Genomic DNA, 16,591 nt, shown 5'->3' with positions numbered 1-16,591 from the left:
GCGACAAACGTATTGAAGTAAAAATGCTTAGCGCCAACCCGCCTTATCCATTAAGCGAAGGGCTTCACCGTTCATTGCGCCCATCTTTTCAAAATCTACGTCTTGCGCTTTGAAGGTGCCAAACGACTGCAACTCTTTGCTCCACTCAACACCGTCTAGCAATGGATATTCATGATTAACTTGTGCATACCATTGCTGTGAATCAGCTTCTAACATAAACGCTAATAACGCCTGTGCTTCGTCAGTGTTTTGCGCATACTTTGTAATCGCCGCACCCGAAATATTAATATGCGTCCCGGTAGTGTCTTGATCTGGCCAGATAACCCCTACCTGCTCAGCAATCGCGCGAGTTTCTTCGTCTGCAGATGTGAGCATGCCACCAAGATAATAAGTGTTTGCTACCGCAAGCTTGCACTCGCCAGCCACAACCGCTTTGATTTGGTCTCTGTCACCGCCTTTTGGCGAACGCGCGAAGTTACCTACCAATGCCTTTGACCATGCCAAAGTTGCCTCTTCACCTTGCAATAAGATGAGGGATGCCGTCATAGACTGATTATATATGTTACTAGAAGAACGGATACACACTTCGTTTTTCCATGCGTCGGTGCCTAGCTCTGCTAGGGTGCTAATTGCGTCGGGCGATACATCGCCTTTGCGATACATAATTGGACGGGCGCGTTTTGTCAGCGCAATCCAGTGATTATTGTCGGCTTTAAATGCTTCTGGCACGGTTTGGATAAGTGCTTCATCGGTAACTGCTTGAGTTAAGCCCAACTGCTCAGCACGCACCAAGCGACCTGCGTCGGCCATGATAATAATGTCGGCCGGTGATAAGTCACCCTCAGACTGCAGGCGACTGATTAAGGCGTCAGAGCCACCTGTTACTAAATTAACTTCAATGCCGGTACGCTCACTAAACTTGTCTAATAAAGGCTTGATTAGGGCTTCTTGTCGACCTGAGTACACATTGACTTCTTGGGCAACAACGCTTGGAATGAGTAAAGACGCTAGTATGCTAGCGAAGATGAACTTTTTAATAACAACCTCCAAATATCTAAAAATACGCGCTTCTAATTGATAATACGTCTCAATTACACAAATAGTATCACAAGGTTTTTTGAAGCGTTACACTTTCATTCAAAAAGACACCGCTGCCCTGCTTTAGTTGCATTAAGGCATTATTCGCACTAAAGTTTTGTCACTTTTTTAAATCAATACAGGATGTAAGCATGACCGCTTCTTGTGACCGCCCTGGTCTGATGGCAATCGAAGACGCCAAAGCCAATATTCTAGCACTCGTGCAACGCGTCAGCGAGACCGAAACCATCCCTTTGGAACAAAGCCTAGATCGCATGCTAGCACAAGATGTGTGTTCAAATATTAATGTGCCAGGGTTTAATAACTCTGCCATGGACGGATATGCGTTTAGACATCAAGACTTGGTGGAGTTAGAGACGCTGACTTTAGTGGGTAAAAGCTTTGCTGGGCGCTCTTATGAAAAGCCCTTATTGCCCGGTGAATGCGTTCGTATTATGACAGGCGCAGCTATGCCTGATGGCGCGGATACGGTCATGATGCAAGAGAATGCCATCGTTGACGGTGACAACATTTCTTTTATCAAAGTGCCTGATATAGGCAATGACGTTCGCCTAGCTGGCGAGAGTATAAAAAAAGATAGCTTGGTGGGCGCTACAGGCAAAAGGCTTAATGCAGCCGATATCGGTTTGCTATCTACATTGGGCTGCGCACAAGTGACGGTTTATCGCAGATTGAAAGTGGCCATATTCTCCACCGGAGATGAATTGATGCGCGCGGGGGACACCTATCAAACCCATAAAATTTATGACGGCAATCGCCCTTCTATTATTGCACTTCTCACCAAGCTTAATTGTGAAGTCGTCGATTTTGGTATTGTACCCGACGATAAAGATACGATTCGAAATATTATGCAACAAGCCGACCAAAGCGCAGATTGCGTGATCACGTCAGGCGGCGTGTCGGTGGGTGAAGCCGACTTTATCAAAGATATCTTGGCAGAAATTGGGAAAATCGATTTTTGGAAGATTGCCATAAAACCGGGTAAACCCCTCGCATTTGGGCGCCTACCTAACAGCATCTTCTTTGGTTTGCCGGGCAATCCCGTGTCCGCCTTTGTGACCTTTAATCAAATTGCCACTGATGCACTTAAAACCATGTCGGGCGAAACACTCAGCCTACCTCATACATTTGATGCAGTCGCCACCGAAATGCTGAGAAAACAACCGGGTCGAGTAGACTATCAACGTGGCAGATGCTTTGTTAATGAACAAGGCCAGCTATGCGTGGCATCAACTGGGCCTCAAGGCTCTGGGATATTCTCAAGCTTTGCCAACAGCAATTGCTATATCGTGTTAGAAAGAGAGCGAGGACGGGTTCAAGCAGGTGAAACGGTCAAGGTGCAATTGTATGACCATACACTGACTTAATTAACCACCTGTTACGGGCGGGAAAAAGGCCAGTTCATCGCCGCTATTGACAATGGCATCATCACCGCAGATGGCTTGGTTTAAGGCAAACAATACATCTTGCTCATCAAGCATATCCCACGGCGAGCCCTTTTCAACGAGGGCTTGTTTAATAGCAGCGATAGTTTGCCCATCTTGGCCGTCAAGCTCCATTTCACTTACCCCTAAGGTCTCGCGAAGATAGGCAAAAAACTTAATACGGATCATGCTTTCTCTCTCTCCCACAAACCGGTTTTACCACCTTGTTTTTGCTCAACCTTTATATCGCTAATGACCATCCCAGGGTCCACCGCTTTGCACATATCATAGATAGTTAATGCGGCAATCGAAACGCCAGTAAGCGCCTCCATTTCAACGCCTGTTTTGCCCACTAATTTACACTCACAGCGAATGTAAATGCTCGAATTGACCTCATCATACTCAAAGTCGACCCCCACTTTAGAAATCATGAGCGGGTGACATAGCGGAATAAGCGTTGAGCACTGTTTCGCACCTTGAATACCCGCGATACGCGCAGTAGCCAATACATCGCCCTTTTTCAAATCATTGCTTTTGATAAGCGCCAAGGTCTCTTTTTGCATGAGTACCGCAGCAGTAGCTACCGCAATACGAGTCGTTGCTTGCTTTTCGCTGACATCGACCATATTCGCGTTTCCGCTTTGGTCGATGTGGGTGAGGGTATTGTCTGTCAATGCACTGTCCTATTTCATGCCTATGCTATGCCGATTATTGAGAATGGGCCGCAATTAAAAAGATGATAGTCAAATGTGAGGCGCAAAATTGCAAGGCTTGTGGGTAGAGTCTAACTGCTCTTTTAAAATACCTTCCCATGCCGTTTTGCATGCACCTGTTGACCCTGGCATACAAAAGATAATGGTTTTATTTGCCATCCCAGCAATCGCCCTAGACTGCACGGTGGATGTACCAATTTCTTTATATGAAATGTAGCGAAACAGCTCACCAAAGCCTTCAATTTGCTTATCAAATAGAGGCGTTAGGGCTTCTGGGGTTGAATCTCTTTGCGTAAAGCCTGTGCCGCCAGTGATCAAGATGGCTTGAACACTCTCATCTGCAATCAATGCAGACACTTTTGCTCTTATTTTGTAAATGTCATCGATAATAATATCTCGCGCCAACACCTTATGCCCCGCAGCACTGGCTTGCTCTGCAAGGTAATCACCGGATGTATCATTTTCTGTGGTGCGCGTATCTGAAATGGTTAATACCGCAAGGTTTACTGCTTCAAATGGTCTTCCACCTTTACTCATGCATTGTCTCCTTTACTGCAAATGCATTGATTGTTATTAAAGATTAGGTATTTAAGATTAGATGGTATTGGGCGCTTATCCACCCAACATTGCTAATTGTTTCGTTGCGCCGGTAAAGCCTTTTTGTAGTTCATGACTTGCTGTTTTAAGCGTTAAGTGGCCACGTAATGCATCGCAGGTGGCGTCCACATCGCCAGCGGTGAGCGTATCACGAATATTAAGGCCCACTTCAGAGAACAAACATAAATGCAATTTACCCGAGCTTGAGACGCGAAGGCGATTACAGGTGCTACAAAAATCTTTTGAATACGGCATGATCAAACCAAGATTACCCAAATAATCAGGGTGACTAAATTCTTGCGCCGGGCCAGCATGCTTTTCGCGAACCACGCGCTGCCAGCCCTTTGCCAGCAAATCTTGCTTAATCGTCTCGCCCTGCACGTGATTTTTTGCAAAGAACTGGGCGTTATCGCCTGTCTGCATAAGCTCAATAAAACGCCACGTTACTGGGTGGGTTTTCAGATATTCTAAAAACTGCTCAATGCCGCCAAAGTTATGTTGCTTTAAAATCACTGAGTTAAATTTTATATGCTTGATACCCGCCTCTACCGCCGCATCGACCCCGGCGAGTATATCAAGTAATTTATCCTTACCTGTGATAGCTGCAAACATTCTAGGGTCAAGACTATCGGCACTCACGTTGAGCGCATCGAGGCCCGCATCTTTATATTTTTGCACGTCTTTCTTAAGGCGAAAAGCGTTTGTGGTCATCGCGACTTTCTCGATGCCCGGCGTGCTTTTACAAATGGAAATGATTTCGATGAGGTCTTTACGTAAGCTCGGCTCACCACCGGTAATGCGGATTTTACTTGTCCCTAAACGCGCAAATGCGCTCACCAGCGTGCGTATTTCATCTATCGTCATATTGTCTTTTGAAGTGTCGCATTCGTTGCCATTTGGCAGACAATAATTACACCTAAAATTGCACATTTCTGTGATGGACAGGCGCAAGTAATGAAATTGCCTGCCGAAGTTGTCTTGTAACATGTGTTGACCCTTTCCAAAATACAATTATTGAGCAAAACGCTCCACGGGAGGGTAAGTAATTTCTCGCTTACCCCTGGCTACGCTAAGTAGCGGCCTAAAAATCATGGCGACACGCTTTTTTGTGTCACTTTAGATTCAAAGGCTCGAGTCTTTATGGTTTATTATTTCCTATTGAATACAGTTATACCCTAGGTTTTTTGTCATCAAATTAATACTATTTTAATGTACTACTTGTTCGTGTTCTTATGAGCATAATAGTAATCACGTATCTTGTATCCCAATTAGTTTGCTCAAAGTTCAAAAATTTGGTGCCACATAAGTAATACACAAACGTATGCGTATTACAATGCTTTAAATATCGCAAACAGTGAATCGCCGACCTTGATTTGCATGGTTGTGTATGAGCGCTTTGATATTAAAGAGCGCATTACCTGTCCGTTGGCACTCATTGTGACAACAACCCCTTTTGGATAATCCGCTCGATAACTATCGGCCTCATCAATGCTTGTAACGATTACCAAAACACGGTTTAACATGCTTGAGGCAAGATGCTGTTCATGGGTCAAACTAATTTTGTCAGCATCAATGACATGGGCAATGACATCATGTGTCAGCGATATTGATGAAGCGTCCCTACTCTGATTTCTCTTTATCACCTGTTGTGCAGCATGCTTACCATCGCCAGGCAGCTCCCATATCTCTAGCTGCTCGTCTAATGGGTCTACTCCACGGTACTTTAAGTTGAGCACACTAAATAAGGTTTGACCGTTGATTGGCAAGTTCTCTTGTCTACCTTCAGCCTTATCGCCTCTTTGGGTACTGCTAATTAATACTTTATCGAGAGCATCGTCTAATACCGACTGCAAAACAAACTTGCCTTCTTGTAGCACCCAGATGTGATCGCAAGTGAGCGCAAGCTCTTTGAGAGAATGACTGACAAGCACAAAACCAAAGGAGTAATCTGCCTTAAGCTTGCTCAACAGGCCGATAAAATACAAACGCGCCGACCAATCAAGTGCCGAAAACGCCTCATCTAGCAATATAATAGACTTTCCACACAACAACGCTCTGGCAAAAGCGACGCGCTGCTTTTCGCCGCTCGATAATGCCAAGATTGGCTGGTTTAAAAGGTGCTCTATGCCGCAAAGCGCAACAACCTGCAGCATATCTATTTGGCTTTTTTGAGAGCTTGCACTGTGTTTGATTACAAGCGTTAAGTTTTCACGTACTCTTACATGGTCAAACAGCACGGCATCTGAGCCAACATAGACACAAGGATTGCTAGCACCAGGGATATTCTCATAGTCTTGCCCATGAACTTGTAGGCTATAATCTGCGCTTGGAATTAAACCTGCTAACACCTTAAGCAAAGTACTTTTGCCGGTACCTGACTGCCCAAATATGCCCAGTATTTTACTATCAATGGCGTATTGTTCTTCTAGCGCAAAACGTATTTCTTGCTTTGATGAACGTTTAATTGTGTGTGAAAGTTTAAATTTCATTTGCCCGCCCCTATCCCAAGCGGCAAGGCTGAGCGATTGAACTTATATAACAAGGTCAAGCTCACCATGCTAATAATCAGCAACGCTAAAGACAGAGCATGAGCGCTCTCATACTGCAAAGACTCAACATGATTAAACAAAGCAATTGAGACCACCTGTGTTTCTGAAGGAATGTTACCTCCAATCATCAGGATTAAACCAAACTCACCTAATGTATGGGCAAAGCCCAAGGTCGCCGCACTCACTAAACTTGCGCGCGTCATGGGTAAAATAATAAATACAAAGGTTTTGAAGCGCCCAATGCCCAAGGTACTGGCACTTAGCTGCGCGTGCCCAGCAATTTGCGTAAACGCAGCGAGCATTGGTTGAATCACAAAGGGCATGGAGTAGATAATCGACCCAACGAGAATACCTGTGAAACTAAACACAAATTGCTCACCCACCACGTCAATCCATAATTTGCCAAGGAATGATTGAGGAGAAAATGCACTGAGCAAATAAAACCCTAGCACCGTAGGTGGCAACACCAACGGCAGGGCAATAAGCGCTTCAATAAAGGGTTTAAAGCGCCCTCGATATTTTGCCAATTGCCAAGCAACCGGTAAACCAAAAACAAGCAGCACTAGCACCGTAATAAATGCTAACTTTAAGGTTAAGGCAATGGCAGGCCAGTCGCTTTGTAAACTTTCGATCATGGCCTTGCATACCCCAATGTGACTAACACGTTTTGAGCGTCGTCGCTTAATATAAATTCAGCGAAAGCCTCTGCCTGGGGATGCAGCAGCGGTTTTTTGATGACACTCAAGGACTGTTGAATCTGAGTATAGTCCGATGGAGGAATCAATAAGTACTGCGTATATTTATCATCTTTCAATAACTGATATGCTTGAATCAAGAGTGATTGAGCTAACAAACCCGCTCTGGCATTACCAGAATCTACAAATTGAAATGCTTGGCTAACATTGGCTCCTTTTACAAAGCGCTTAGCGAGAAATGCTAAATCCTCATTACCCCCTAACACTTCGTTTGCAGCATAACCAAAAGGTGCTAATTGCGGGTTAGCAATGGCCAATCTCCCATCTAAACCTTTTAGTTGCTTTATATACATAGCCCGAGCATCTTGCTCCGATAAACTATTAAGCGCATCAGATGAACCTTCTACAGGCCATAGTACTAAACGCCCTATTGCATAGACTTCTGGGGGTTTAGCCAGCCCTGCTTGCATTAATAATTTAGGGCGCTCACTGTCGGCTGAAAAAAACACATGAAACGGCGCCCCTTTGGTAATTTGTGCATACAGCACGCCCGATGAGCCGGTCACCACCCTAACATTTTGCTCAGACCAATATTCGCTAGCGCCAAGGATTTCGTTTAGTGCATGCGCAAAATTACTCGCTACCGCCACGGTAAGGCGCTCGCTATTGTGCTGAGCGATTTGCCGCGTATCGGCGCTAAATGCAGTGGTGAGCATCAGCAATAGACACGAGCACAGCCTTATTACACAACGCCAATTATTCATTGCAAACCTTACATCCATTAGCCTTCGACACTTTTAGCTTCACCCATTGCGCTTGCATGGCATCAAACATAAGTAACGAGTTGGTGAGCACATCACCATAATCACTCAAGATTTTTATTGCCTCTAAAGCTTGCATGTTACCGATAACACCCACTACTGGAGACATCACGCCTGCCTCATGGCAACTCAACTGCTGCTCATTAAAGAATTGGCTAAAACATTGATAGCATGCTGTTTTTTTAGCGGGCAAAACACAAAAAAGTTGTCCTTCCATACGAATAGCCGCACCTGATACCAAAGGCACTTTTGACGAATAACACTTATGATTAAGGCTTTGTCTCGTTTCAAGATTATCTGTGCAGTCTAATACAACGTCGTGCTTTTCAATTTCCTTTGTTAACGCTTCGTCACGCAAGCGCTCACATATTGCTATCACGCGACTTTCAGGATGTTTTTGCGCCAGTAAATCTGCTGCGGTTTGCGCTTTGGACAAACCAATATCTTGCTCAGCGTACAATATCTGCCGAGGCAAATTATGTACTTCAATTTTGTCATCGTCTACCAGCGTAATATTACCTACGCCACTGGCGGTGAGATACTGGGCAGCTGCGCATCCTAAGCCTCCCGCACCAATAATTAATGCGCTCGACGACAGCAACTTTAATTGCTTATCAATATCAAAGTTAGGCAGCATAATTTGACGAGCAAACTTCATGGCTTGCTTATGTGTGAGTTCGTTTTCCAATGACTTTTTGTTCATCCGTTGATGTTAAAATAAAGAGTAAGCATGTGATCTGCTTATACTTAACTGTATTATAGTTTACTGATATTGTAAGCGAAAATTTAAAGATTTAGCTAACACAGGCACATTCATGATTTCCATACAAACCGAAGATTTTTCTCAAGGCGACGAATATGAGGGTATGCGAGCGCGTGCCCTAAGCGATGGTGCAATCGTGACATTCACAGGCATTGTGCGAGATTTTAACGCGAATACAGACGTAGTCGCCATTGAGCTAGAACACTACCCTGAAATGACTGAGAAGTCCCTCGACGCAATATGCAAACAAGCCCGAGACAAATGGCCGCTGGGCGAAATACGTGTCATTCATCGAATAGGCAAGATTTTAGCCCACGAACAAATTGTGTTTGTAGGTGTGAGCGCTAAACATAGAAAAGCAGCGTTTGACGCTTGCCAATTTATCATGGATTTTTTAAAAAACGATGTACCACTTTGGAAAAAAGAAATTAGTCCTAAAAACAGCATTTGGGTAGCAGCTAAAGCCTCAGATAAAGCGTCTACACACAGGTGGTCTTCAAAATAAGTTCAGCGTTTTTTGCTATCGCACAAGCGCGATGGGATTTAAGAGAGAGAAATATGGCTCGTAGTATGTTTGATATTATGAACGACCTGCAGCAAAAGCAAACCCCTTTTGCAGTAGCTACGGTAGTCGATACCTATGGCTCAGTGTCTGCGAAGACCTCATCGAAAGCCATAATTGATGCCCAAGGTAGGGTTATTGCAGGTTGGATTGGTGGTGGATGCGCAGAGTCGAGTGCTTGCGAACAAGCGGTAGAATGTATTGAACAAAACAAAACCGCACTGATGGAAATTGATTTAAATGATGAAATGTTGGGCGCCGGAATGCCTTGCGGAGGTGGTATGAAAGTATATGTAGAGCCCGTTTTACCCGAGCCAGCATTATGGATAATGGGCCATGGGCGAGTTGCAGAAGTGATTTGCTCAATGGGTGATACCCTAGGATACAGAGTAATTGTGAACGATCTTGGCGCAACATGGGATAAATTTCCAAGCGCCAAGCAAATCATTACCGACGATCTAGACTATAGCCAGTTAAGGCCTTCACAAAACGACTATGTCATTATTGCGACTCAACACAAAGGCGATCATGAATCTATCAAGCAGGCACTTAGCCGTGATGCCGGCTATATCGCGCTAATAGCAAGTCGCAAACGTGCCAGATTGGTGCTCGACTATTTACGAGACGAGAGCTTTAGTGAAGAGGAAATCAAGCGTGTGGTCGCGCCATCTGGGCTTGATTTAGGGCCGCAAACGCCTGAAGAAATCGCGCTGTGCATACTAAGTGAAATAACCCTTTTACGCAGAGGCGGAACAGGCATTCGCAACCGCGACAAGCTAATTGCAGAGAATGAGGGTAAAGACGTCCCAAATATCCAACATTTGGAAGCTGTAGGGAATTAGTACGTGGAAGATTCCGTGGCACGTTTGCATATAAAAGAGAATGAACTTGATACTCAAGGGCTTCTTAATCCTGTGCGCGTGAAAGAACACTTCCCAATTTTCAACAACAACCCTCTGACCCAAGGGCTGAGTTATTTAGATAATGCCGCGACCTCTCAAAAGCCAGAGTCTGTTATCCAAGCAATGGATGACGCAATGCGCTTGTACCACAGCCCCGTTAATCGCGGTTTTTACCCGCTAGCAGAGCAAACAACCGATAAATACGAACAAGCAAGAGAGCGCCTTGGTGCATTTATAGGCGCGGTCGATTTGCGCTCGGTAATATTCACCCCTTCTGCAACAGATAGCATTAACCAAGTCGCTCAAGGCTTTTTATTACCTAGGCTAAGTGCGGGTCAACAGGTTTGGGTAACCCGCATGGAGCACCACGCGAATTATTTACCGTGGCAACAAGCATGTGAACAGGCTGGGGCGACCCTTCGCATCATAGAGTTAAACGAACACGGCGAGTTGGCCTTACCAAGTGAGTCTGAGCTCTTTAGCGATACGACCGCTATGATTGCGGTCACGCATACTTCCAATGTGTTGGGCGTGACAAATGATATTCAGTGGTTATGTTCTAAGGCCAAAGCAAAGGACATTCCGGTTTTGATAGACGCCGCTCAAGCAATGGTCAGCAATAAGATAAATGTCAACGAGCTTGGATGCGACTTTCTTGTGTTTTCTGCACACAAGATGTTTGGCCCTACGGGAGTTGGACTGCTCTACATTGCTCCGACTAGAATTGAACAAACGCAGCCACTCAGGCTCGGCGGCGGCATGGTAGATTTTGCCGCAGATAGCATAGCAGAAACCACTTGGAGTGATGCGCCGCACAGGTTTGAAGCTGGCTCTCCAAACCTTGTTGGCGCCGTTGGGTTTGCGGCTGCGTGTGACTTTGTCGATTCCATTGGCCAAACCCACGCAAAAAACCATATTCATGCTTTGGCAACACGTCTATATAAAGCGCTGTCTTGCCATCAAAACATACATATCGTAACGCCTAGTGCGCATCTAGCATCCGGTATTGTGAGCTTTTATCATAACGACATCCACGCACATGATCTCGCACAAATAATGGGCGATGCCAATGTTGCCGTGCGCGCCGGGCATCATTGTGCCCAGCCTTTATTACGGCATCTTGGCGTGAGCTCCACACTGCGCATCAGTATTTCGATTTATAATACCGAAGCGGATATTCAAGCCGCGCTTAGTGCAATTGAAAATGCAGAGGAGATATTTGCCTAATGTCTACTACTCAACTGTATAAAACACAATTGCTCGACCATTTTAAAAAGCCGCGCAATAAAGTGAGTGGTGATTTAACTGCCATGCAATTTGTTAAACGTGGCGCAAACCCTCGATGCGGAGACGACATCGAAATCGGCTTTAGTGTGACCGATAGCCTCATTGACCCTATACAGTTTAGAGGCAGAGGATGCTCAGTATGCATCGCCTCAGCATCTATGATGACCGAGGCCATAGCAGGAAAATCAGTGGCTGATGCCGCAAAGCTTGCGCAGAATATGCAGGCCTGGATTGAAGAAGGTAAAGCGGTGACGTTGCCAGATACGCTTCAACCGCTTGAGGCAGTTCGCCATCACCCAGCACGAAAAAAGTGCGTGATGTTGGCATGGCATGCGCTTAGACAAGGTATGGAACAATGCAATGGCTAGTATGATTGCTCAAAGTTTGATGACGTAAGAATATGCTCACTGCAAGTAGCTCAGTCAAGGTGAACCCGCCGAAGTCCTTTATTAGCGATGCGCGCGTTCTCATGATCTAGCTTATCCGTCTTTTTTCGATGTGCTATGAACACAACGATTTGTTAACAGGTTTATGCTCAGGAAATTTTTTCTATAAAAATGGCGTAGGCCACAAATATTGCAAATCAGGATTAGTTTAAGAATCGAACATATCGTTATTATGTTTTATCAGAAGCTTAATACTAGTCAGCATAGTCAGAGCCGCTGATAATGTCTAGTGTACACATCTTCTCAATCAAATATTGGTTGCTGAAGCAAGGTATAAGTACATCCATACGCTTACCAAGTTAAACACCGAAAGCTAGTATAATACATTCATTTTTTATATACGTTACATCCAAAAACGTGATTATTTTTATGACTATCACGTCCCTATATAGGAAGTATGAAGCAATATAGGAGCAAATGATGAATACGGTTACCCAATTAGTTTTATCCGCCGCGCTTGCCTTGAGTACAAATCAAGCGGCTAAGGCGAACATAAGCGACTTTTTTACAGCGTTATCAAATACCGAGAGCGCGGTTGCTGTCGATTTATTAATAGGCGAGCAAGATTTAAATGGCGTTCGCTTAGCCTATCGACCGCATATTTATACTTTAACTGATGTCCCCTACTTTAATTATCTAGACGTTTATTGGGAAGTTAGTGCAAACTTTTGGGAATACGGCGCAAACAATCAACATGAGACAAACTACGCGTTAGCAATTTCACCCGTAATCGGAAAAACGTTTTATCATGTAAATGACAAATATCCTGTAAAGTGGGAGTTTGGAATTGGTATATCATTCGTCAACGACACTCGATTTGCGGGCAAAGATATAGGCTCACATTACCAGTTCGAAGACCGTTTAGGACTGACTATGGATTTTGGCACTGAGATGGAGCAAAGCGTTTCGCTGCGTTACATGCACTATAGTAATGGCGGTCTAAATAGTAAAAATCCGGGCTTAGATTTTTTGAATGTTAGCTATGCTCATCGGTATTAGATATTAGCGTATGATTGTCAGTAATAATCGCGGCATTCGAATTTCACGAGGATCTACGTAGTTTATTTTGTAAGCTCCTTGATAGTCCCCCTTTCAATTTTCTCAAATTAATGACGTATGCAAAGGATACCGTAGTGCAACATATCAAACGTATTACATCTTTTAGCTGAACGCCTAAAATTGCTTGGACGGCCCTATCAATTCTTGAGTTTAGACGATAGTGGTCACGGTTTTGTTAAGCATCGACAAAAGGTAGATAAAGTGGTTATAGAGTAGTCTGTGAGCTTCACGCCTTTTTAGTATTGCTAATTACGCTAATGCAACAACCCTTCTATATGCTCGCTGCCGCGGCGTTTAACGTTAGTTGCGCAATGCACATTGCCCCACCAGCGATGGTATAGCTGGTCGTCGACAAACGCGATGGTAACCGAAGACTGTGCCATTTGTTGCACAAACGCTTGTTGAATCAGATCGGTTCCGCCTACCACGGGGCCGTTAGGATCGGGAGCGATGAACATACCATTTACCAGTGCTGAGTTGACCATATTAGGTATTAAAGATGTGCCGTCTGCTTTGTACCAGGCGGGAACTTTAATGAATTGATCGTCGGAAATACCCAGCTCTTGTTTAAGAATGTCGATGTTTTTGGTCAGTGCACCCGCCTCAATGCTTTGATTGTGCGCAATGCCTTCATTGTCGCTCAATAGGGTGTTGATGGTATATTCCTCTTCAAACGGTATCAGCATTGGCAGGTCGCCATGGCCGCTTTGTTGGATCTGCTTGGCAAGTTTTAGCATCTCTGCCGGACTTGGCACTAGCGCGTACCAGCGCCCATCGGTACCAGGTACCCAGCTTAAGGTTTCATCAGCGTGTTTTATCATCAAATAGCTGACATCCAGTGCAAATGGCGTCTGCCGTCCTTGAGCGGCAATTTTTGAGACAATACGCGCATCTAACTGATTACCGGCTCCCGCTTCTCCGTAATACATGCGTCCATGAGGGTGTGATGGCAAAGGCGGAGACACTTCCAAGTTGCCAAACCAATCCATCCAACCCACGCCTTCGATACCCTTAGCGTATTTATCTCGATAGTCGCCTACTTGCATCCAACCAAAATCGGGCCCTAAGAGGGTGTCACTTGAAAATCTATCAATGTCTTTATTTCTATTAGCCTGCAGAACAACCGGCATGGAGCGAAAAGGCGTATACTGACGTCCAATTTCTAGCGTATCTTGCAGCCAGATATTCGAACTTTCATAATCTGCGTCAGCAGGAATGATATGCAATTTGGTGTTGGCCTGAGGGAGTAAGACTTTTAGTTGCTCAAGCATTTTATCGTTGCGTCCCGTGTATTGGCGAACATACAGCTCTTGAGCTTCGCTGGCGTTTGACAGCATTAACCAAGGCGCAATGCGAAGTGCCAGTTCTACTGACTCAGCGTTTGCTTTGCCATTGGCTACTTTTACAGAAACTGAAAACTCGCCGTTCCATTGCTCACTTGCAAAGTCTCTTCCTTCAATAAACAACATAGGGGCTTCTTTTAGCGTGCTCACGGGCATGCTAAGCACATTGCTAATATCAAGGGAGCTAAATGAAGCGTCCTTTTGTTGATGAAAAAGGCGCAGGGCAGTTTTTGGCGCATTTGTGATATGAATATGTATGTCCATATCATCATTTAAGCCCTGCACATTGATTTTTACGGGATATAAATCCAGTACATCTTGGCTGCCATTGACCCGCTCGTCAGTATCGTCAATTTGTTTGTCGCCGTTATCATCATCCGCATTGTGAAGCACGACCCCATGATACATACCACCGGCGAACTTACGTTTGCCCGCACGGCGCACGTCGGTATCGGGAATGTGATCGCCGCTTGTATCAATCAAGACTTGCAGCGAGCCTTTTGCCGATGTTTGCTTAGAAGCATCAGCAGGTTGTGCTTGGCTTAAAGCCAAAGCCGTTGTCGTTATAAATACAAAAGATAGCATCGTAAAACATCTAAACAGTGAGTGACGCATGGGCACAGTGCTCTTAATATTGAATGTGAACTTTCACCAGAGTAATACGCTGATACAGGTGAGGCAATGATTATTAGCGTGGCGAAAATACCAGCATGGGGTGAACATCAACTTGTATGATCAGATATGAGCATTTTTTTGCACATAGACATTATGACTCCCTTCAAAAGTGCTAGTCTCCGCATTTTCGTGGGTTAGCTACAATAGCCAGTGCCATAAATAATTGTCGATTAAACATTATATAAATTTGGAGACTAGCATGAATAAACATAGCATAATTTTTATTGGATTGGATACTCATAAAGAATTTCACGAAGTGGCGTATTGCGAAGATGGTAGAGGGAAAGCACCGGTTCATATGGGACGCATAGCCTCTTCAAAAGTAAGCGTGAAAAAGCTTGTGCGTCAGTTTGAATCCAAATACCCAAACGCAACTCTGCACTTTGTTTACGAAGCAGGCCCTTGTGGCTATTGGATTTATCGGTTTATCACCAGCTTAGGTCATTGTTGTTATGTGGTAGCGCCGTCACTCATTCCTAAAAAGCCTGGTGATAAAATAAAGACCGATAGACGCGATGCACTTAAGCTCGTGAAATTACTAAAATCTGAAGATCTATCCCCCATCTATGTCCCCGAGCCGGAAGATGAGGCTGTACGTGATTTATCTCGTGGCCGTGAAACAGCCATGAAAGATTTAAAGGATGCAAAGTACCAATTAAAGGCACTTTTGCTGCGAAACAATATTCACTACGACGGAGTGGCTAACTGGTCTAAGAAACACCTTCGTTGGCTCACTGAAATGGTACTGCCGCATCCTGCACAGCACATCGTGTTACAAGAATACATTCAAACCATCACTGAACGAATACAGCGCTTAGAGCGACTCGATAATGAACTTGAACATCAAGTACGTCAGTGGCGCTATTATCCTGTGGTCAAGGCGATTCAATCTATGCGAGGAGTAAGACTATTGGTTGCTGTTGGTGTAGTGGCTGAGCTGGGTGATTTAACCCGCTTTGACCACCCAAGAAAGCTAATGAGTTATTTAGGTCTGGTGCCCTCAGAACATTCCTCTGGTGGTAAACGCCGTATTGGGGCCATTACCAAAACAGGTAATGGCCGTGCACGACGATTACTTATCGAAGGCGCTCATAGTTACCGATTCGCCGCTAATATCTCTACCGAGTTACAAAAGCGACAAGAGTGCTTACCCAAAGATATTTTGGACATTGCTTGGAAGGCGCAACTACGATTGTGCAAGCGCTATCAACGCATGAGTAAGCAGGGCAAACACTACAATTTAATCATTGCAGCGATTGCCAGGGAGATGGCGGCTTACATATGGGCGATTACCAAAGAAGTGGTACTCACACCGGTCAATCCAAAATTGCGCACTAGTAGAGTGCCAGCATGATAAAGAGTTTTAAGCTAGCGCATTTAGATCAGGCCGCGGATGTGGTGCAACCTCCGAGGGTGTTAGGAAGGCAATAAACAACACGTTTTTGACCCACGAACATAGAGTGATGAGAAGGCACTGCGGCGGAAAAAGTAAGGTCAGCTCTGCTTATTGAAAAATAAGTAACCTACGGATACCAGCATGTAAACCGACGACAATACTGCCTCATCTGATGCGTTAGCTTAATTTTTAAATATCTTATGGACCGAAAGAATGTCACAGGATTGTTTTGTCAAACTTGACAAAGGGAGTCATACCAAC

17 protein-coding genes and 1 riboswitch are annotated in these 16,591 nt (G+C 44.7%); of the genes, 7 read left to right on the top strand and 10 right to left on the bottom strand.

Annotated elements, in window-relative coordinates:
* Window positions 1–27: 27 nt before the first annotated feature.
* Window positions 28–1,038: an extracellular solute-binding protein gene (locus KJ365_RS03925; protein WP_502793480.1), complete on the bottom strand. Its 1,011-nt coding sequence runs from the start codon at window positions 1,036–1,038 to the stop codon at window positions 28–30.
* 191 nt (window positions 1,039–1,229) lie between these two features.
* Between KJ365_RS03925 and moeA the strand changes: the two genes are divergently transcribed.
* Window positions 1,230–2,465: a molybdopterin molybdotransferase MoeA gene (gene moeA / locus KJ365_RS03920; protein WP_214450332.1), complete on the top strand. Its 1,236-nt coding sequence runs from the start codon at window positions 1,230–1,232 to the stop codon at window positions 2,463–2,465.
* On the opposite strand, the gene moaD is transcribed toward moeA, so the two are convergent.
* The 8 genes from moaD to moeB form a co-directional block, all read right to left on the bottom strand.
* Window positions 2,466–2,711 carry a molybdopterin converting factor subunit 1 gene (gene moaD, locus KJ365_RS03915; RefSeq protein WP_214450331.1) on the bottom strand — a complete coding sequence of 82 codons (246 nt, stop codon included), beginning with the start codon at window positions 2,709–2,711 and terminating at the stop codon, window positions 2,466–2,468.
* A complete protein-coding gene (gene moaC, locus KJ365_RS03910; protein ID WP_214450330.1) occupies window positions 2,708–3,196 on the bottom strand; it encodes a cyclic pyranopterin monophosphate synthase MoaC in 489 nt (162 codons plus the stop codon). Before moaC ends, moaD begins: the two co-directional genes overlap by 4 nt.
* A gap of 69 nt (window positions 3,197–3,265) precedes the next feature.
* The gene (gene moaB / locus KJ365_RS03905; RefSeq protein ID WP_214450329.1) at window positions 3,266–3,772 is read right to left on the bottom strand and encodes a molybdenum cofactor biosynthesis protein B; all 507 of its coding nucleotides are present in this window, start codon (window positions 3,770–3,772) and stop codon (window positions 3,266–3,268) included.
* A gap of 75 nt (window positions 3,773–3,847) precedes the next feature.
* Entirely contained in the window at window positions 3,848–4,819 is a 972-nt protein-coding gene (gene moaA / locus KJ365_RS03900) for a GTP 3',8-cyclase MoaA (RefSeq protein ID WP_214450328.1), read from the bottom strand.
* Window positions 4,810–4,980: riboswitch (molybdenum cofactor riboswitch) on the bottom strand. (Overlaps the previous gene by 10 nt.)
* A 180-nt stretch (window positions 4,981–5,160) precedes the next feature.
* Window positions 5,161–6,321 carry an ATP-binding cassette domain-containing protein gene (locus KJ365_RS03895; RefSeq protein WP_214450327.1) on the bottom strand — a complete coding sequence of 387 codons (1,161 nt, stop codon included), beginning with the start codon at window positions 6,319–6,321 and terminating at the stop codon, window positions 5,161–5,163.
* On the bottom strand, window positions 6,318–7,016 hold the full coding sequence (gene modB / locus KJ365_RS03890; RefSeq protein ID WP_214450326.1) for a molybdate ABC transporter permease subunit: 699 nt from the start codon (window positions 7,014–7,016) through the stop codon (window positions 6,318–6,320). Before modB ends, KJ365_RS03895 begins: the two co-directional genes overlap by 4 nt.
* On the bottom strand, window positions 7,013–7,840 hold the full coding sequence (gene modA / locus KJ365_RS03885) for a molybdate ABC transporter substrate-binding protein (RefSeq protein WP_214450325.1): 828 nt from the start codon (window positions 7,838–7,840) through the stop codon (window positions 7,013–7,015). The genes modB and modA overlap by 4 nt, the downstream gene beginning before the upstream one ends.
* Entirely contained in the window at window positions 7,833–8,600 is a 768-nt protein-coding gene (gene moeB / locus KJ365_RS03880; RefSeq protein ID WP_214450324.1) for a molybdopterin-synthase adenylyltransferase MoeB, read from the bottom strand. Before moeB ends, modA begins: the two co-directional genes overlap by 8 nt.
* Window positions 8,601–8,712: 112 nt before the next feature.
* Here moeB and moaE point away from each other — a divergent pair, with 112 nt between their 5' ends.
* The 5 genes from moaE (at window position 8,713) to KJ365_RS03855 (ending at window position 12,856) form a co-directional block, all read left to right on the top strand.
* Complete coding sequence (moaE, locus tag KJ365_RS03875) at window positions 8,713–9,165, top strand: molybdopterin synthase catalytic subunit MoaE (RefSeq protein ID WP_214450323.1); 453 nt, start codon at window positions 8,713–8,715, stop codon at window positions 9,163–9,165.
* A gap of 53 nt (window positions 9,166–9,218) precedes the next feature.
* Window positions 9,219–10,064: an XdhC family protein gene (locus KJ365_RS03870; protein ID WP_214450322.1), complete on the top strand. Its 846-nt coding sequence runs from the start codon at window positions 9,219–9,221 to the stop codon at window positions 10,062–10,064.
* 3 nt (window positions 10,065–10,067) lie between these two features.
* Complete coding sequence (locus KJ365_RS03865; protein WP_214450321.1) at window positions 10,068–11,351, top strand: aminotransferase class V-fold PLP-dependent enzyme; 1,284 nt, start codon at window positions 10,068–10,070, stop codon at window positions 11,349–11,351.
* Window positions 11,351–11,779 (top strand): Fe-S cluster assembly sulfur transfer protein SufU, encoded by a 429-nt coding sequence (gene sufU / locus KJ365_RS03860; protein WP_214450320.1) that lies wholly within the window; start codon window positions 11,351–11,353, stop codon window positions 11,777–11,779. The genes KJ365_RS03865 and sufU overlap by 1 nt, the downstream gene beginning before the upstream one ends.
* A 498-nt stretch (window positions 11,780–12,277) precedes the next feature.
* Window positions 12,278–12,856 (top strand): acyloxyacyl hydrolase, encoded by a 579-nt coding sequence (locus KJ365_RS03855; protein WP_214450319.1) that lies wholly within the window; start codon window positions 12,278–12,280, stop codon window positions 12,854–12,856.
* 314 nt (window positions 12,857–13,170) lie between these two features.
* Here the strand turns inward: KJ365_RS03855 and KJ365_RS03850 are convergent, their stop codons facing one another.
* On the bottom strand, window positions 13,171–14,874 hold the full coding sequence (locus tag KJ365_RS03850; RefSeq protein ID WP_214450318.1) for a protein-arginine deiminase family protein: 1,704 nt from the start codon (window positions 14,872–14,874) through the stop codon (window positions 13,171–13,173).
* A 259-nt stretch (window positions 14,875–15,133) separates the two neighbouring features.
* Between KJ365_RS03850 and KJ365_RS03845 the strand changes: the two genes are divergently transcribed.
* Entirely contained in the window at window positions 15,134–16,288 is a 1,155-nt protein-coding gene (locus KJ365_RS03845) for an IS110 family RNA-guided transposase (RefSeq protein ID WP_214449579.1), read from the top strand.
* The last annotated feature ends 303 nt before the right edge of the window (window positions 16,289–16,591 follow it).

The organism is Glaciecola sp. XM2 (assembly GCF_018595715.1).
Classification (GTDB): domain Bacteria; phylum Pseudomonadota; class Gammaproteobacteria; order Enterobacterales; family Alteromonadaceae; genus Glaciecola.
The sequence above is the reverse complement of the archived record's forward strand: the minus strand, read 5'-3'. Positions and strand labels throughout refer to the sequence as shown.